The organism is Chitinophaga sp. H8 (genome assembly GCF_040567655.1).
GTDB lineage: Bacteria > Bacteroidota > Bacteroidia > Chitinophagales > Chitinophagaceae > Chitinophaga > Chitinophaga defluvii.
In genome coordinates this window covers 29,184-48,393 of record NZ_JBEXAC010000001.1, presented here as the reverse complement: position 1 = coordinate 48,393, position 19,210 = coordinate 29,184, and the positions used below count along the sequence as shown (strand labels likewise).

13 protein-coding genes are annotated in these 19,210 nt (G+C 45.9%); 9 read left to right on the top strand and 4 right to left on the bottom strand.

Annotated features, from left to right (window positions below; genetic code table 11):
* The first annotated feature begins 14 nt into the window (after positions 1 to 14).
* The 8 genes from ABR189_RS00185 (at position 15) to ABR189_RS00150 (ending at position 9,618) form a co-directional block, all read left to right on the top strand.
* Positions 15 to 1,643 (top strand): MFS transporter, encoded by a 1,629-nt coding sequence (locus tag ABR189_RS00185; protein ID WP_354658407.1) that lies wholly within the window; start codon positions 15 to 17, stop codon positions 1,641 to 1,643.
* On the top strand, positions 1,615 to 2,580 hold the full coding sequence (locus ABR189_RS00180) for an ROK family protein (protein ID WP_354658406.1): 966 nt from the start codon (positions 1,615 to 1,617) through the stop codon (positions 2,578 to 2,580). The genes ABR189_RS00185 and ABR189_RS00180 overlap by 29 nt, the downstream gene beginning before the upstream one ends.
* A gap of 26 nt (positions 2,581 to 2,606) precedes the next feature.
* On the top strand, positions 2,607 to 3,665 hold the full coding sequence (locus ABR189_RS00175; RefSeq protein WP_354658405.1) for a glycosylasparaginase: 1,059 nt from the start codon (positions 2,607 to 2,609) through the stop codon (positions 3,663 to 3,665).
* Positions 3,666 to 3,868: 203 nt separating this feature from the next.
* Complete coding sequence (locus tag ABR189_RS00170; RefSeq protein WP_354658404.1) at positions 3,869 to 4,633, top strand: copper homeostasis protein CutC; 765 nt, start codon at positions 3,869 to 3,871, stop codon at positions 4,631 to 4,633.
* 92 nt (positions 4,634 to 4,725) lie between these two features.
* Positions 4,726 to 5,610, top strand: a complete 885-nt coding sequence (locus tag ABR189_RS00165) for an alkaline phosphatase family protein (RefSeq protein ID WP_354658403.1) — start codon at positions 4,726 to 4,728, stop codon at positions 5,608 to 5,610.
* Between the two features lie 69 nt (positions 5,611 to 5,679).
* Entirely contained in the window at positions 5,680 to 6,459 is a 780-nt protein-coding gene (locus ABR189_RS00160; protein ID WP_354658402.1) for an endonuclease/exonuclease/phosphatase family protein, read from the top strand.
* 121 nt (positions 6,460 to 6,580) lie between these two features.
* Entirely contained in the window at positions 6,581 to 8,875 is a 2,295-nt protein-coding gene (locus tag ABR189_RS00155; RefSeq protein ID WP_354658401.1) for a glycoside hydrolase family 20 protein, read from the top strand.
* Between the two features lie 179 nt (positions 8,876 to 9,054).
* Entirely contained in the window at positions 9,055 to 9,618 is a 564-nt protein-coding gene (locus ABR189_RS00150) for an RNA polymerase sigma factor (protein ID WP_354658400.1), read from the top strand.
* Positions 9,619 to 9,644: 26 nt separating this feature from the next.
* On the opposite strand, the gene ABR189_RS00145 is transcribed toward ABR189_RS00150, so the two are convergent.
* The 4 genes from ABR189_RS00145 to ABR189_RS00130 are packed head-to-tail and all read right to left on the bottom strand — an operon-like array spanning position 9,645 to position 17,361.
* The gene (locus ABR189_RS00145) at positions 9,645 to 11,276 is read right to left on the bottom strand and encodes an arylsulfatase (RefSeq protein ID WP_354658399.1); all 1,632 of its coding nucleotides are present in this window, start codon (positions 11,274 to 11,276) and stop codon (positions 9,645 to 9,647) included.
* An 11-nt stretch (positions 11,277 to 11,287) separates the two neighbouring features.
* A complete protein-coding gene (locus tag ABR189_RS00140) occupies positions 11,288 to 12,712 on the bottom strand; it encodes an arylsulfatase (RefSeq protein ID WP_354658398.1) in 1,425 nt (474 codons plus the stop codon).
* Positions 12,713 to 12,722: 10 nt separating this feature from the next.
* Positions 12,723 to 14,255, bottom strand: coding sequence for a RagB/SusD family nutrient uptake outer membrane protein (locus ABR189_RS00135; protein ID WP_354658397.1), 1,533 nt, complete (start codon positions 14,253 to 14,255; stop codon positions 12,723 to 12,725).
* A gap of 13 nt (positions 14,256 to 14,268) precedes the next feature.
* Positions 14,269 to 17,361 (bottom strand): SusC/RagA family TonB-linked outer membrane protein, encoded by a 3,093-nt coding sequence (locus ABR189_RS00130; RefSeq protein ID WP_354658396.1) that lies wholly within the window; start codon positions 17,359 to 17,361, stop codon positions 14,269 to 14,271.
* A gap of 528 nt (positions 17,362 to 17,889) precedes the next feature.
* On the opposite strand from ABR189_RS00130, the gene ABR189_RS00125 reads away from it, so the two are divergent.
* A complete protein-coding gene (locus tag ABR189_RS00125) occupies positions 17,890 to 19,047 on the top strand; it encodes a FecR family protein (protein WP_354658395.1) in 1,158 nt (385 codons plus the stop codon).
* The last annotated feature ends 163 nt before the right edge of the window (positions 19,048 to 19,210 follow it).

Genomic DNA, 19,210 nt, shown 5'->3' with positions numbered 1-19,210 from the left:
AATTTAACACGTTTATGTCTCAACAAGCAAAGCAAAGCACACATCCCTCGTTTTTTGTGTTGATTCTGGTCTTCTTTTTCTGGGGATTTGTCGCGGCATCCAATAGTATTTTTATCCCATTTTGTAAAGCACATTTTGATCTTTCCCAAATTGAGTCACAATTAATTGATTTCGCCTTTTATGGTGCCTATTTTATTGGCTCCTTACTCCTGTATCTCTTTTCTGCGCTCCGTGGAGTGGATATCCTCAACAAAATTGGTTACAAAAAAGGGATCATCTATGGTTTGCTGATCTCTGTAGCCGGTGCGGTAGCATTGATCGGGGCAGTCAACCTGGGTAATGGCATGGCAGATAAAACGCTGGCCTTCTACCTGATCCTGGGGGCCTTCTTTATTGTAGCACTTGGTTTTTCCCTGCAACAAACTGCGGCCAATCCTTTTGCGATTATCCTGGGAGATCCTGCAAAGGGCAGCCACCGCCTGAACCTGGCGGGTGGGGTAAACTCCTTCGGTACTACCATCGGTCCTATCATTGTAAGTATGCTGCTGTTTGGCAGCACTACCGGTGGTGATGTTACACATACCGACATCAGCAAGATCAATACCTTATATATACTGTTGATCATATTGTTCCTCGTAGCGGCAGCCATCTTCTCTTTTTCCAAAATGCCTAAGTCGACCGAAGATGAAGCTTTTGAAAAATCAGATAAGGCCAGCAGAACCCTGGTAGCAATCAGTGCCCTGTTTGTACTGATCATTATCGGTATCGTTATCAAAAACGAGCTGCCTTTCTTCCTGGTAGGTATCATCGGTATCTTCCTCGTATTATTCAATGCCAAAATTGCTTCTCAAAAAGATGGCCATGGCTGGGGCGCTATGAAATATCCGCAGCTGATCCTCGGCATGATTGCCATTTTTGTATATGTAGGGGTGGAAGTAAGTGCATCCAGCAACATGGGCGCTTTATTAAAACATCCGGGCTTCTTAACAGCAACCGGTTTGAGCGAAGCCCAGCTGGATCCCTATATTTCCCTGTTCTGGGGCAGTCTGATGATTGGCCGCTGGACAGGTGCCATCAGCGTATTCAACGTTTCTCAGACTACCCGTAAGCTGTTGTTCATCATTGTTCCTTTTGTGGCCTACGCAGTTATCCTGGGCGCTAACCACCTGAAAGGAAATGATATCAGCCATTTATATCCTTATTCCATCTTCATCGTATTGCAGATCCTGGGCTTCTTTGCCGGTCAGGAAAAACCTGCCAAAACCCTGATGATATTTGGTTTGATGGGTATGACAGCTATGATCATCGGTTTATGCTCTACCGGTATGGTAGCAGCCTTTGCTTTTATCAGCGGTGGATTGTTCTGCTCTGTTATGTGGCCTTCTATCTTTTCATTATCTATTGCCGGACTGGGAAAATATACCAGCCAGGCAGCTTCTTTCCTGGTAATGATGATCCTGGGTGGTGCCTTGGTACCTCCGGTACAGGGCGGATTGGCCGACATTCCAATGGTAGGCATTCACATGTCTTATATAATACCGGTGTTATGCTTCGCATACCTGGCATATTTTGCAATCAGAGTTAAAAACATATTAAAATTCCAAGGAATCGATTATGAGTCAGCAACTAGTGGTGGGCATTGATATTGGTGGTACCAATACGAAGTTTGGCATTGTAGATCGCAGAGGTAATATTTTGTGCGATGGCCGTATGCTAACCAATCAACATGAAGAGGTAACAGGCTTCCTGGAGGAACTCCACGGGCACCTCGCACTGCTGATAGAGCAGGTAGGCGGTATGGAAAATATAAAGGGAATTGGTGTGGGCGCACCCAATGGTAACTTTTATACCGGCAATATTGAATATGCACCTAACCTTCGCTGGAAGGGGATCGTGCCTTTAGCCAAATTACTGGAAGAAAAATTTGGTTTACCTACCGTATTAACCAATGACGCCAATGCAGCTGCATTGGGAGAACTGATCTACGGTGCTGCCCGAGGTATGAAAGACTTTATCGTGATCACCCTGGGTACAGGTGTGGGCAGCGGTATCGTAGCCAATGGCCAGCTGATCTACGGGCATGATGGTTTTGCCGGTGAACTGGGACATATCATCGTGATCCCCGGTGGCAGATTACACCCCGGTACCGGTGCACATGGTTCACTGGAGGCTTATGCTTCTGCTACCGGTGTTACCAAAACAGCCATTGAATTCCTCAACAACCGTCCGGAATGCAAGAGCCTGTTACGCAATTACAAACCGGAAGAGATCAACTCCAAAGTGATCTATGAAGCAGCTATAAAAGGCGATGCCCTGGCATTGGAAATATATGAATTTACCGGACAGGTACTGGGTGCCGCCCTGGCTAACTTTGTGATGTTTTCCAGCCCGGAAGCTATTATCCTCTTTGGTGGCTTAACCAATGCGGGCGATCTGATCATGGATCCGGTAAGAAAACATATGGAAGAAAACCTGCTCCCTATATTCCAGAATAAAGTTAAATTGCTGTTCTCCGAACTGAAAGAAAGTGATGCGGCGATATTAGGAGCCAGTGCATTAGCCTGGGAGATGAAAGATTGAGGATAAATTTCATAAATTAAATATTTATGCAAGATCGTAGACGATTTTTAAAAGCAGCGGCCCTTGGTGCCGCTGTTTTCTCTTTAGATGGGGTAACGGGGATGCCTGCACGGGCTGCAAATGCTGCAGCTAAAACGGCTGGCAAACCGATTGTGGTGTCTACGTGGGACTTTGGCGTGGCGGCCAATAAAGCTGCGTGGGAAGTATTGAAAGATGGCGGCCGCGCGCTGGATGCGGTAGAGGCAGGCGTAAAAGTACCGGAAGCAGATCCAAATAATCACACCGTAGGTTATAGCGGATACCCCGACCGGGACGGACGCGTTACCCTCGATGCCTGTATCATGGATGAGCTGGGCAACTGCGGCGCTGTAGCTGCCCTGGAACATGTAACACATGCTATCTCTGTGGCCAGGCTGGTAATGGAAAAAACGCCGCATGTGATGCTGGTAGGTGACGGCGCTTTACAGTTTGCGTTGGCCAACGGATTCCAAAAAGAAAACCTGCTCACCCCTGAAGCGGAAAAAGCCTGGAAGGAATGGCTGAAAAAATCGGAATACAAACCTATTATGAACATTGAAAACCAGTCGTACGATGGAAAAGGCGCTACCGCCTTTAATCCGCTGATGCTGCCTGGCAATGTATATAATCACGATACCATCGGCATGGTAGCACTGGATGCCCAGGGCAACCTGTCGGGCGCCTGCACTACCAGTGGTATGGCGTTTAAACTGCACGGCCGTGTGGGCGACTCTCCTATCATCGGGGCAGGACTATATGTAGACAATGAAATAGGTGCGGCTACCTCCACCGGCGTAGGAGAAGAAGTGATCAAGATCGTAGGCAGCCACCTGGTAGTAGAACTCATGCGCCAGGGCTATCCGCCGGAAGCTGCCTGCAAGGAAGCGGTGAACCGTATCGTAAAACGCAGCCCGCAAAAAGCGAAAGAAATACAAGTAGGCTTCCTGGCCCTCAACAAAAAAGGACAACATGGCGCCTACTGCCTGCAGAAAGGATTCAGCTACGCCGTTTGTACCGGCAGCACCGCGGAGAAGCAGACGCTGATTAATGGGAAACATTATTTTTGAGCTATTAGCTGTTAGCTTTTAGCTATTAGCTTAATGCAGCGAAGGATTGTTTTTATTATTAAAGCTGTTAGCTCTTAGCAGTTAGCTTTTAGCTTAATGCAGCGAGGGATTACATTTTATTTCTAAACCGTTAGTTTTAGCTCTTTTTTGTTCCGCTTAGATCAGCTAAAAGCTAACTGCTAAAAGCTAAAAGCTAAAAACTCATGAGTATCGTCCTCGAAATCTGCGCCGCCTCTGTGACTTCCTGCATAGCAGCACAGGAGGGTGGAGCACAGCGAATTGAACTGTGCGATAATTTACTGGAAGGGGGTACTACGCCCAGCTATGCTACGATTGCGCTGGCAAGGGAAAAGGTGAATATTGCCCTCTACCCTATCATACGCCCCCGCGGCGGCGACTTTTTGTATGATGACCTGGAGTTTGACATCATGAAAAAAGATATTTCCCTCTGCAAACAGCTGGGATGTGATGGCGTGGTGATAGGACTGCTTACCGCAGATGGTAAAGTGGATAAAGTACGCAGCAAAGCGCTGGTAGAACTGGCCTGGCCGATGGGGGTAACCTTTCACCGTGCTTTTGACATGACAGAAGACCCCATGCAGGCATTGGAAGATATCATCGACATCGGATGTGAACGGATACTTACCTCAGGACAACGCAATACCGCCATGGAAGGAGTAAGCCTCCTCCGCGAGCTGGTACAGCAGGCAGCTGGCCGCATCAATATTATGGTAGGCTCCGGTGTGAGAAGTACCAATATTGAAGCCCTCATCCACGAAACCGGTGCTACAGAATTTCATACCACCGCCAAAGGATATGTGGAAAGCCAGATGCAGTACCGCAATCCCGATGTAAGCATGGGCGGGATTCCCGGTGTGCCCGAATATGGCCTGGCTGTAGCACAGGCCAGCGAAGTATTATTAATCCGTGAATTAGCAGAAAAAGCCTTGTCTGATAAAAACAAGTGACCTATTTTTAAGAAGGGTTACGATTTTCAATATAAGTAAACTACTTTTAGTATTGATAAACTTATGCTGAACAATCGTAAACAAATCCAACAATGAAAAAATTAGTAATTGCAGCAGGACTTTTATTAAGCGGTTTCTTTGTAAATGCGCAGGTAAAAGGGGTAAAACATGTGATATTGATAGGGATGGACGGCCTGGGCGCTTATTGCTTTCCTAAAGCAGATATCCCTAATATGAAACAAATGATGCAGGACGGCAGCTGGAGCCTGCAGGCACGTAGTGTACTTCCTTCTTCCAGCGCGGTCAACTGGGCTTCTATGGTAATGGGTGCAGGCCCGGAATTACATGGATTTACTGAATGGGGTAGTAAAACGCCTGAATTACCATCCCGCGAGCTGGATAAATACGGCATGTTTCCTTCTGTATATACTTTATTAAGGGATAAAAAGCCCAATGCAGAAATAGGGGTGATCTATTCCTGGGAAGGTATTGGCTACCTGTTTCCAAAGGCTGCGGTCAACAAAGACCAGCATTGCCCTACAGATGAAGCTACCACCGAGGCGGCTGTTGCCTATATCAAGGAAAAGAAACCTGACTTCCTGTTCATTCATTTTGACCAGCCGGATGGAGTGGGCCATGCTATCGGGCATGATATTCCGGAGTATTATACCCAGGTACAAAAAAATGATGTACTGCTTGGAAAAATATTGCAGTCCATTAAAGATGCTGGTATGTGGGATAATAGTATTATTATGCTGAGTGCCGACCATGGAGGTATCAATAAAGGACATGGTGGAAAAACCATGGTGGAAATGCAAATTCCATGGATTATCAGAGGAAAAGGGGTAAAAGCGAACAATGAGATAAAAGAAAGCATTGTTACCTATGATACAGCGGCCACCATTGCCAGGATATTTGGTTTAAAAACACCGGCTGTATGGATAGGACGCCCTGTGAATGCGGCTTTCACCAGGTAATTTTAACTGGCGGGGTTATTGCAGGCATGCGGGGGATAAAAGACAGGAATCGTTACTAAAATCAATATTATGAAGCGGATCTTACTGATGGTTGTTTTAACCTGTGCCAGCAGCACCATGCTACTGCATGCGCAAACACTCAAGGTACTCACCTACAACATTCACCACGGTGAAAACATGAAAGGTGAGCTGGATCTTCAGGGAATTGCCAATGTGATCCTGGCTACCAATCCCGACCTCGTGGCCCTGCAGGAAGTAGATAGCGTTACCAAACGTACCAATCAGCAAAACCAGTTGAAAGAACTGGCTTCCCTAACGGGCATGTATACTTATTTTGGTAAAGCAATGGATTATGATGGTGGTGGTTATGGGGTAGGTATACTTTCCCGCCTGCCTATCGCTTCACAAAAAACAATTGCCCTGCCGGTGAGTAAAGGTATTGAACCCCGTGCCATGGGCCTGGTAACGGTAAAACTGCCGGGCGACAGCCTCCTGCAGTTTGCATGTGCCCACCTGGATGCGGAAGATAATCCTGCCGACCGTATTACCCAAGCCGGCATGATAGCTACCTATTTTAAAAACACTAAAATGCCTACTATACTGGCGGGCGATTTTAATGCAATACCTGCTACAAAAGAAATTACAACGCTGACAGAATTATTTACAGATGCCACCCATCCACTGGGGCCTACCTGGCCTGCTGATAAGCCTACCTTAAAACTGGATTATATCATGCTGGCGCCCAAGCACCAGTGGGTCATTACCAGCACCCGTATCATACAGGAAACAGTGGCTTCCGACCACCGGCCGGTATTATCGGAACTGGAACTTAAACTGATACAAAACTGATCTTTTATAAGAGATATCTGATGGTCTGTACAGCATGATCATTTTAAGATCCCGGCCCCCTTTCAGGTAGCCGGGATTTTTCGCTAATTGCTACCTTTACATGTGTTATAAAAAATCAATCATGACCCGGACAACTATTCTTCGTTGTTGTTTGCTGCTTACAGGCCTCGGCTTGTGGGGCTGCAGCACCAACCAGCATGCCAACGCGCCCAAGGGCAAAGTGAGTATTATTCCCATGCCTGTGAGTGTGAAAGAAAACGCAGACTCTTTTCTGCTGGATAAGCAAACGGTTTTAGTAGCCACCACACCTGCTGATAAACAAACGGCAGCGCTCTTCAACGCCTGGCTCAAAGAACTTACCGGCTATGAACTGGAAATAAAAGACAGCGGCGATAAAAACGCCATCGTATTACAAACCACAGCAGACCAGACACATAAAGAGGGTTATACCCTCCAGGTAGATAATAACCATATCGCTATCAAGGGCAATGACAGCAGCGGTACCTTCTATGGGATCCAGACACTGATCCAGTTACTGCCGGTACAAAAGGCCACTGCCTTATATATCCCTGCGGTAAGCATAGAAGACTATCCGCGCTTTTCCTACCGGGGATTACACCTGGATGTGGGCCGTCATTTTTTCCCGGTAGACTTTATCAAAAAGTACATCGACCTGCTAGCCATGCACAAGATGAATACGTTCCACTGGCACCTGACGGAGGACCAGGGCTGGCGTATTGAAATAAAAAAATATCCGCGCCTGCAGGAAATTGCTTCCCGCCGTAAAGAATCAATGGTAGGCCCTTACAGTGATAAAAAATATGATGGCAACCCTTATGGCGGCTATTACACTCAGGAAGAAATAAAAGACGTGGTAAAGTATGCGGCTGCTCGTTTTGTAACGGTAGTACCTGAAATAGAAATGCCGGGGCATTCCCTGGCAGCACTGGCCGCCTACCCCTACCTGGGCTGCACCGGCGGACCTTATGAAGTAGGTACTCAATGGGGCGTACTGGATGATGTGTATTGCGCTGGTAATGACAGCGTGTTCCTCTTTCTGCAGGACGTGCTGGATGAAGTGATAGAATTATTCCCCAGCAAGTATATTCACATAGGTGGCGATGAATCGCCTAAAGTACGTTGGGAAAAATGTCCTAAATGCCAGCAGCGGATCAAAACCCTGGGGCTGAAAGATGAACATGCACTGCAAAGCTATTTTGTACAGCGTATGGAAAAATACCTGAACGGAAAAGGCAGGCAGATCATTGGATGGGATGAAATACTGGAAGGCGGACTGGCACCCAACGCTACGGTAATGAGCTGGCGTGGTATAGAAGGTGGCATTGCAGCAGCCAAACAAAAACATGATGTGATCATGACACCAAGTAGCTATTGTTATCTGGATTATTATCAGTCGCAGGGTAAAAATGAACCACTGGCTATCGGAGGTTTTGTACCTGTAAGTAAAATATATAGTTATGAACCTGTACCGGAAGAATTAACGAAAGAAGAAGCACAATATATCAAAGGAGCGCAAGGTAATCTGTGGACAGAATATATAGATAATGCCGACTATGCAGAATACATGGTATACCCAAGGGCAGTAGCACTGGCAGAAGTAGTGTGGAGTCCGAAAGATAAAAGGGACTACGACAATTTCCTCGAAAGGCTGAAAGTACATGTACACCGCCTGGATATGAAAAACGTGAATTACGCCAAACATGTATTTGAAGTAAGAGGAGAAATAATCACAGACAGCAGCAGTGGTGTACTGCTGAAGCTGGATACCAAACTGGATGGCGGGAAAATAGTATATACAACAGATGGCAGTGCCCCTACCCCCAAATCCACGCCCTACATGACACCGATCCCTGTACAGCAAACAGGTGATATCCGTGCAGCAGTATATCAGGAGGATAAACGGTTTGGCAACGAGTACGTACAAACGTTTTTATTTCACCATGCACTGGGCAAAAAAGTAACCCTGGCCACCCCTCCCAGCCAAAACTACAACCCTGGCAGCGAAGCCCTGGTAAATGGTATTGAAGGAGCGGAGAAATTCAGTGACAACCAATGGTTGGGATATAATGGTGGTAATATGACGGCTACCATTGCGCTGGACAGCATACAGGATATTCACCTGCTGGGCCTGAATACCCTGAGCGCTAAAGGAGACTGGATCTACCCTCCCAGGCAGGTTACCTTCTTCGTATCCGATGATGGCAAAACATTTAAGGAAGTATATAAACAAAATACTTTTGATAAAAATGGGATTAACCAGGTGCGTGGAAAACTGGACAACGTGAGAGGCCGTTATGTAAAAGTAGTGGCTGAAAACAATGGTAAAATTCCGGCCGGCGCTCCCGGTGCAGGCAGTCCTGCATGGTTGTTTGTAGACGAAATCATTGTAGACTAATCTATTATTGAAGCACATAAAAAAAGCTGCCCGCAGAAATCCGGGCAGCTTTTTTTATGTACCTCCGCCGATGCGATAACTATGTACAGGTATCTGCGTAAGTATTACAGTGCATATAGTAATGAATCAGGCACTTTTGTGTAATTTTATACCGTTGCAGTATCAACACTGTCTGAATTATGGAAGAATCCAGTGATATATCACTACTAGCATTGTTGAAAGATGGAGATGAAACTGCTTTTGCCGACATCTACAACAAGTATTGGGAGCGACTCTATTTTATGGCCCACAAGCGTCTGCAGTCAGCGCAGGACGCGGAAGAAATTGTACAGCAGGTATTCCTGAACCTGTGGCATAAAAGAGCGGATCTTACCATCATATCATTGCCCTTTTATCTGGCAGCTATGGTAAGATATGCCGTATACCGGCATATGGCCAATCTGCAACGCAAAAAGGAACAAACTACTACCCTGCACTCCACCACTCCTCAACAAGCGCCTGCATTTGATATAGATAATAAATTCCTGCTGGAAATGCTGAGCAAGCTGGCTGGTGAACTTCCGGAAAAACACCGCATTGTTTTCCTGCAGCATAAACTGCTGGACCGTCCGCTGGAAGAAGTAGCCGTAGAACTCGGCGTATCTGTCCGTACCGCCGAAGGCTATGTAGCCCGGGTAATGCAGGTGATGCGGCAAAAAAGAGAATACCTCACACTCGCCGTGGTGTTTATGTTGATTAAATAATACCCTTTCGCCAGCCCGTTATCCTATCAATGCCTGTTAATATCCGGCCATTTTTCTACTCCTGACTTTACTGCCCAATTATCAAATAATGCAATCAACTCCTGCAGTTTACCGGGCTGTTTTTCTGCCAGATCATGCAACTCTGTCCGGTCCGTATTCATATTGAACAACCGCCATTTATTTTCCGGATAACTGGAAACGATTTTCCACGCTCCTTTTCGCACGGCCTTATTGCCCTGATGTTCCCAATAAAGTACATCATGCCCTTTCCAGGGTTTGCCCTTAAAAACATCTACCAGCGATACCCCATCCGGTGGTGTTAAATTGTTTCCCTGATATTGGGATGGATATTTTACACCTGCCAACTCAAAAACCGTTGCCTGTATATCAACAATATGCGCTGGCTGGTGATTAAGTGATCCGGCTTTTATCAACTTCGGATACCTTACAATAAAAGGTGTACTGATTCCTCCTTCATGCTCCCAATGCTTGAATGCACGGAAAGGTGTGTTACTGAGATTGGCCCAGTTGTATTCATAACTGGCAAAAGACTGCGGATCGCTGGCAGGCAATGCTTTTATTTTTAAACTAAGTAATGAATCTGCCTGTTTACGATTGGGAAACGGGTACTCATGACTGGCTCCATTATCAGAAAGAAAGATCACTACGGTGTTTTCTTCCGCCCCCATTTCCTTCAGCTTATTCAATACCCTGCCTACATTATAATCCAGCCGGTCAATCATTGCTGCATATACGGCCATCTTTAATTCCCAGGCTTCCTTTTCAGTAGGCCGCATCTGGTACCATGCAGGGATCAGTGTATCGCGGGGAGATAACTGCCATTCCTTTTTGATGATCCCCATTGCCAGCAACCGGTTATAACGGTCATACCGCAGGCTGTCCCAGCCTTTATTATATTTTCCGAGATACCTGGCAATATCTTCGGTCCTGGCCTGAATAGGAAAATGCGGGGCATTAAAGGTCAGGTGCAGATAAAATGGTTTTTGCTGCGTTTTAGCTTCTTCCAGAAACTTCAGCGCATAATCCCCAAACTCATCGGTAAGGTAGTAATCTTTGGGTTTTACTGCTGTCAGATAATCATCCAGCTTTTTGTCATTCAGCACAAAATAATCTTCCGGGCCTAACTTAAACGGATGTGGGTAAAAGTAATTACTGGTTCCCCCGATTAATCCAAAGAAGCGGTCAAATCCCCTGGATAGCGGCCACTGATCCGGTTCATTACCTACATGCCACTTTCCGGACAACATCGTAAAATAACCTGCAGATTTTAATCCTTCGGCAATCGTGATGCTCTGCTTGTTAATATACCCCTGATAAGCTGGCTTACCCAGGTTTTTATTCATGCTCCCTACACCGGCATTATGCGGATAATGTCCCGAGAGCAATGATGCACGTGTGGGACAACAACGGGAAGCATTGTAGAATTGCGACATCCGCAATCCCTGGGCAGCCAGCTGGTCCAGATGAGGTGTCTGTATCTCCGAACCAAAAGCGCCTATATCAGAATACCCCATATCATCTGCCAGGATGATCACAAAATTGGGTTTGTCTTTGGTAGTCTGGGCATACACCTGCAATTGAAAAATGAGCAGGGTAAATAATGAGCACAGGTAAACCGTGCATTTATGAACATACATAGCAGTAAGTTTTATTGTTCTGCATCCGACCAGTCAAACGTTTTATTTTCTGCCGGTGATTTTGCATGTAACAGGATAGTTTTAAGTCTTTTTACTTCCGCCGGATACTGCAGCGCGAGGTTGTTTTTTTCAGCAATGTCTGTCTTCAGGTTATATAACTCCAACACTTCTTTTACGCCCACATCCTTGAACCGGATCAGTTTCCAGTCTCCCCGGATCACCGCTTCTTTCAGGATACCTTCCCTGAATTGCCAGTAGAAATATTCATGCTGCTGCAATTGCGGTTTTCCTGCAAGCACTGCTGTATGCGCGATGCCATCAATACCGGCAGGAACAGGCGTGGTGGTCAGCTCACTTACTGTTGGAAGAATATCCCAGAAAGCCCATGCCTGATGATTGACCTTTCCGGCAGGCACTTTTCCCGGTGCCCGGACCAGCAAGGGCACTCTGATACCGCCTTCATACAAGTCCCGCTTTACTCCTCTTAAAGGGCCGCTGCTCTGGAAAAATACCGGATCTGCGCCGCCCTCTTTATGAGGTCCGTTATCGCTGGTAAAAAATATGTAAGTATCATTATCCAGTCCCAGTGACTGCACCAGGTCAATCACACGTCCTACATCCTGGTCCAGTTTTGATACCATCGCAGCAAATGCTGCGTGTGGCTGGTCCTGGCTGTCGTAATTACCTTTTTTCTCAAAAGGTGTTTCAGGCGGCAGCTTGCTCCGGCCAGCCGCATCCTGGAACTGCTGTAATAATGCCTGAGGTACTTTCAGCTCGGCATGTGGAAGGGTCAATGGCAGATAGAGGAAAAAAGGGGCTGCCTGATGTTTTCGCAGAAATGCTAATGCCTTGTCGATGATCAGGTCTTCTGTATAAGCTGCAGTATCTACTTTTACCTCCACGGTTTGGTGATCCCTGATTTCAAACAAATGATCTGTGTAATAGTCATGTGCATGCGACTGATCGAGATAACCAAAGAATTCATTAAAGCCTTTCAAATGCGGAGCGCCCTGGGTTTCTGCATCACCAAGTCCCCATTTTCCAAACATACCGGTTACATAACCCTGTTGTTGCAGGCGCTGGGCCAGTGTGGTATCCTGTGCCCGCAAAGCACCTTTGCCATCTTTAGCTTTGCTGTTGCCCCGTATATATGCATGTCCCATATGGAACCCTGTCATCAGGGCGCCACGGGAGGGTGCACATACGGTATTGCCGGAATAGAAACGGGTAAAGCGGGTACCTTCAGCCGCCAGCCGGTCTATATGAGGTGTGGGTATAGGGGAGCTCTTATTATAGCTCCTCAGGTTGCCATAGCCGAGATCATCCGCGAGGATAAAAATGATATTAGGCCGCTTTACCTTTTGCTGGGCAACAAGTGTTCCGCCTAACATTCCGGTAAAACCGATTAAAGCAATTAGTTTTTTATACTGCATCATGCTGAATTATTTATTTTCCGTAATTAAGATTCTGTGCTAAGGCAGGATTTTCCTGTATTGCTACCGACGGAACAGGCCAGAGATAATCGCGGCCGGCATTAAATGCCCTGCTGTCTATCCGCTCTCCCTTTATATTATACACATCTGTATTCAGTACCTGCTCTGCTGTTTTCCATCTCCTGATATCGAAGTAATACAAGCCTTCGCCAGCCAGTTCTACCCTGCGCTCGTGGCGGATCTCTTTACGCAATTGCTCCTGGGATAACCCTTCCGGAACATCTGCTATCTTAGCCCTTGCCCTCACCAGGTTGATCGCCTCTACCGGCGTTAATCCCTTATCACCACCGGAAGCAGGACCAAAAGCTTCGTTCTGGGCCTCTGCATACATCAGCAATACATCTGCATAACGCAGCACTATATAATTCAATTCCGAAGTATTACTCGTAGGTACAATGGTGGGTTTTTCATTGTCCTTGAAAATAGTATATTTTTTATGACCATAGCCGGTGCTGGGATACTGGATATCTGTAACAATGGCTCCTTTAAAAACAGTACCCGGAATAATTACCGTGGCAGACAGCCGGGGGTCGCGGTTTTCATAAGGTTTCAGCGGGTCATATTTTGTTGATTCGCTGATAGGCTTACCATCTGTTGCATAATAATCATTTACCAGTCCAGGCAACGGGGCAGATCCCAATTGCTGGTCCAGGCTTACATCCAGGGAATGGGTAAACTCAGGGAACTTGTACTGCACATCAAAGATCACTTCCTGATTCCCTTCATTCTCCAGATAAAACAGTGCCCTGTAATCCGGAAACAATGCGTAGGATTTCAGGTCAATCACTTTTTTAGCAGCAGTAGCAGCTTCTTCCCAACGGCCTGCATATAACAACACCCTTGCTTTTAGTGCCAGCACGGCCCCTCTGGTAACCCGGCCTTTATCTGCACCGGTATATGCCAGTGGTAATACATCATTCGCTGCTGCCTCATCCAGATCTTTTAAAATCTGTGTCAGCAATTCATTGGCTGTATTCCTCGGCAGCGTAGCCTGTGTTTTGAAATTGGTAGCCTCGGTAATAAGGGGTGCGCCGCCATATAAATTCCAGAGCGGGAAATAATAGAGTGCCCGTAAAAATTTTGCCTCCGCTTTATACCTTTCCTTCAGCGATGCGGTCATATTCACTTTATCAATATTGGCCAGAAAATTATTGGCGCGGCCAATTCCCTGATAACTTGTATTCCAGGTGGTATTGAACTTGTCTGTTAACGCATTGTGCAGTCCGCGGGAGATAATGTTCTCATCAGCATTGTACTGATAAGTATTAGGCGTTAATGCATCGAGGTATACGCTATTTCTGGCAGAATATAAGGAGCCTCCGTTTACCAGTACTGCATAGGTAGCATTCAATGCTGCCAGCCCCTGATCGGCAGTAGTCCAATAGGTGTCCTGTGTAAAACGGTCGGTGGGTTCCAGTTCCAGGAATTTATTGCAGCTCAGCAATGCTGTGGCTGCTATCGCAACAATTATATTTTTGTAAATCATGTTGGTCGTATTATTAAAGTGAAATATTAACGCCTGCTGTGATACTCTTTGCTACAGGATATTCAATAAGATTAGCCCTTGTCACATCTCTCTCGGGATCGCTGAACTTGAATTTTGAAAAAGTCAGGTAATTCTGTGCATTCACAAATACTTTACACTTAGTGAACCCTGCCTTCGCCACTAACCTGGGAGGAAGTGTATAACTCAACTGTATATTTTTTAACCTGAGATAAGAAGCATCCTGTACCCAAAAGCTGGAAGTAATAAAGTTCTGCGGATATCCGTTGGAGGTAGTCAGCCTGGGTAACCGGGCATTGGGGTTTTCAGGTGTCCAGGAATCGGTAAGCCATTCCCGGGTAACACCAGCGCCATTCTTAAAAGGTTGTGCAAGATTACCGGTAAGATAAGTATCCACATCTCCTATTCCCTGGAAAATGGCAGATAGCTCAACTCCTTTAAATTCCCCGCTCAGGGAAAAACCATAGGTATATTTAGGAATGCTGTTGCCAATCACAACCCTGTCGTTATTATCAATAACACCATTTCCATCTACATCACGATATTTAAGATCTCCTGGTTGGGTGCCTGCGTTTTGAAACGCATGTTTCGATACCTCTGATGCATTCTGGAAAATCCCTATCGCTTCCAGTCCGTAGAAAGATCCGATAGCAGCGCCTTCTGTGGTAATGGTATTGGTACCATAGTATTTTTGCCCTCTCAGATCTGTCACTTTGTTTTCCAGGTAAGTCACATTAGCACCTATGGAATAGCGAAACTGGCTGATACTGCCACGGTAGTCTAAGGTGATTTCCACACCTTTATTAGACACTGCTCCTATATTCCGGAAAGGACCGCCCAGGTTGCCCACCTGTCCTGGTACACTTACCTGCCGCAGGATGTTAGTTGTTTTTTTATTAAAATAATCCAGTTCAAACGTCAGCCTATTTTTGAAAAAACCTCCTTCCAGTCCAATATCCGTCATGCTGGTAGTTTCCCAGGTAATTTCCGGATCACTCAATTGTGTAATAGCGGCACCGCTCACGATGTTGCCGTTGAAATTGTAGTTCTGTCCCAATGTAATAGCATCCACATAGCTGAACAGGTCGATAGACTGGTTCCCCAGTTTTCCATAGGATGCCCGCAGTTTCAGGTTGCTCAGGTTTTTAAAGTCCTTCAGAAAATCTTCTTCACTCAGTCGCCATCCTGCTGAGAAAGAGGGGAAGAATCCCCAGCGTTTTCCTGCCGCAAATCTGGAAGAGCCATCGTAGCGGAAGTTGACTTCAAATAAATACTTTTCATCAAAATCATAATTGACGCGGCCGAAATAAGAAAGCAGTCTGGATTGTCCGGAGGTACCGCCCACTTTCGGAGAAGTGCTGCCTGCATTCAGTTCTGACAGGTTGTTACCCAGATAGCCCTGGTTGTAAGCGGAGAAATTACCATCATTAAAACTTTCCACACTAAATCCGCCCAATGCACCAACACCATGTTTACCAATTCTCTGATCCCAGGTTAAAGTATGGAAGTTGGTGAGGTTGATCACATGATTACTCACCTGGTTAATCCCTCTTAAGGGGGTATTACCTATAGGACTTATCACGCCGGTTTTAGGGTTGGTCAGGTAGATCTGCGGATAATTGAATTTTTCGATCCCGTACCGGATATTGGCTGCCACAGTTGTTTTGTAGCGTATATTAAATGGCAGCTGGTATTCTGCAAACAGGTTCGTCAGTGTGTGGTATTGATTATTTTTCCGGAATCCTTCTTTGGACAAAGCGAGTGGATTTCGGAAAAAGTTATGACCGGGTACGCGTATCCACTGGTCTGCATAGGAACCATCTGCCGCGTAGGGCGCCTGAAAAGGCAGCCCTCTGTAAATCAGTCCCATCAGGCCGCCTTCCCCATTCCCTTCATCTGCCGTGTAGGCGCTTTCACGGTTAGTCCAGAAATTACCAATATGACTTCCTCCTACTTTTAGTTTGTTTGTAAGCTGGGAGCTTACATTCAGGTTGATGGAATATCTTTTGGCATAGGTTTCAATCATGATGCCTTCCTGGTTCAGGTAACCCAATGACAATGAAAAACTGGTTTTATCACTACCACCGGATAAGCGGAGATTATGTTCCTGGATAGCCGCTTTGCGGAACATGATATCGAACCAGTTGTTATCAGGATAAATAAACGGATCCGTTCCTTTGCTGTATTCATCTATTAATGCCGGTGAACTTTCAGCGGGTTTACCCTCATTGGCCAGCGCGCGGTTTTTCCCCTTCATGTATTCCACCATGTTACTCACCACATCGGGAAAGCGGGTAGCTTGCTGAGTGCCGAAATAATTGCTATAGTCCAGCTGGAATTTGCCTTTTTTCCCTGTTTTTGTTTTAACCAGGATAACACCATTCGCCGCCCTGTTGCCGTAGATAGCAGCGGAAGCTGCATCCTTTAATACGGTTACACTTTCTATATCATTTGGATTTACATCTCCCAGGGAAAACTCCACCCCATCTACCAATACCAGGGGATTACTATTATTCAGTGTTCCCACACCCCTGATCCGGATAGTGGCCCCATCATCGCCCGGACGGCCTTTGGTTTGATTGGTAAATACGCCCGGCAGGTTTTGCAAGGCCTGCGTGGAGTTAGTAATGGGCCGGTTGGCAAGTATTTTTTGATCCAGGCTGCTTACCGCTCCGGTAAGGCTGGCCTTTTTCTGCGTACCATATCCGATGATGACCAGCTCGTTCAGTTGGCTGGGCGTTTCAGCAAGAATAATATCTACCGGGTTACTATCATGCAATTGAAATTCACGAACCAGGTAACCAGGCTGGCTTACCACCAGGGTAACCGGGAAATGCTGTCCGGTAAGGAAGCTGAATCTTCCCTTATCATCTGTCAGCACTTCATGTGTGGTACCCGTAATATGAACGTTAGCCCCACTTAGTGGCAATCTGGTTTTTCCATCAATAATTCTTCCGCTAAAGGAGATATTCTGTGCGGGTTGGGTAGTGACTGGCGCATTGCCTGTTGCATTGCCTGTTTGAGCAACACCCACCTGTGAAAGCACCATGGCAGAAAGTAGCATGCCATAGCTAAATGACTTTTTCATTATATTTGCGTTAAGTAAAAAAATAGGTACTCTGCAGGCTATGAGAATAGCCCAATCAACGGGATGACTTATTTTTCCGGGCCGGAACTGCTGGAACAGTTTCCGGCCTTTTACATTGCTATCAATGCAATGTAAGCCATGAATGACATGTATTCATTTATAGTAATTTAAAATAAAGAAATCAGGATTGGATACCTATGACAGACAATCAGGCCAAAGGAATGATCAGCAGCAATCAGCATTGCCGCAACATCGAACTGCAGAAAAAGACTTGGCACTACTCATTATCGCAATAAATTGAAGTACAAGATTATAAAATATCCATTACTCTACCAAATTAGTAGGCTAATATTTTTTATGCATTGTTTCCTTACATTGATTTTTGTACCTTTCCTAAATCCTTATTATCCTTAGACGCACTTGTTACTTCCCGCTGAAAAAAAATTTGCTGCTTTTCACGTGTAAATCCGCTTGCCATGTCTCTACTTTATATAAAGGGGGCATTGTTCATCTTTCTAATTGTGTTTAATGGATATAGCGAAGATCAGTTTATTAGCAAAAAAATACCTGGATGGCGAAGCCACTGTAGCGGAACAGCAAATACTCCATGAGTGGTATGATCATGTGAATGAGGGAGAAACTGAAATAGTAAGTACTGCTCAGCCGGAGACGCTGGACAATGTAAAAGCCCGGATGTTTAACCATCTCCGGCAGGAGATTGTACAAAGTAAATCAACCACCAGGATACAGGATAAGACCGTACCGGTGCGTATGCTGCCCACACCAAAAAGATGGATTCCCTGGGCGGCCGCCGCAATAATATTACTTTCTGCCGGTGGCCTGTGGCTATTTCAGTCACGTCAGCAGGCGGAGCCCATTAAGGCTGCCGTAATAGCACCCGGCACTAATAAAGCCAGGCTTACACTGGCTAATGGTGATGTAGTAGAATTAAATGAGTCTGCCGAAGGCACCATTGCGGAAGAAGCCGGTACCCAGGTAAGCAAACAACGGGCGGCCCTGATATACCATGCAGGTACTGCAGCAGGAAAAGCTGCTATGAATATGCTCACCGTGCCAAGGGGAGGAAATTATCAGGTGGTATTGCCTGATGGGACCAAAGTATGGCTGAATGCTGCGAGTGAACTGAAATACCCTACCGCTTTTACTGGTAAGGAACGCATCGTGAGCATTACCGGCGAAGGGTATTTTGAAGTAGCTAAAGATGCTGCCAAACCTTTTATCGTTAAAACCAACCACCTGCAGGTAGAAGTATTGGGGACGCAATTCAATATGAAGGCTTATGCAGATGAACAAACCATTAAAACCACCTTACTGGAAGGGAGTGTAAAATTAGTAACCTCCAGTGGCAGCAGTATGCTATCTCCCGGGCAGCAGGCACAACTGGAAACAGATGGCGGGATTAAAATAGTACCTGTCACGGATGCTAGCCAGGTAATTGCCTGGAAAAACGGTTTCTTCTCCTTCAGAAAAGCGGATATCTCCACTATCATGCGGGAAATAAGCCGCTGGTATGATGTAGACATCAAATATGAAGGTGCTATCACGACGCGCAGATTTACCGGAAAAGTATTACGCAGCTATAACTTATCGGAAACGTTAACCATTCTGGAAGCCAGCGACCTGCATTTCAGGTTGGAAGGAAAACAAATTACCGTATTGCCATAATTGCATTTGACAGCCAACAGGAAGCATTATAAACCATTCATTAAATCAAAAAACGCTTATGTACAATTTTAAAGCAGCTATCAGTTAATGAAGTAGCCGGAATTTCCCACCACAAATTTCCAGCTTCAGCGATAACATTTATTAAATCATCAACCAATCAGTA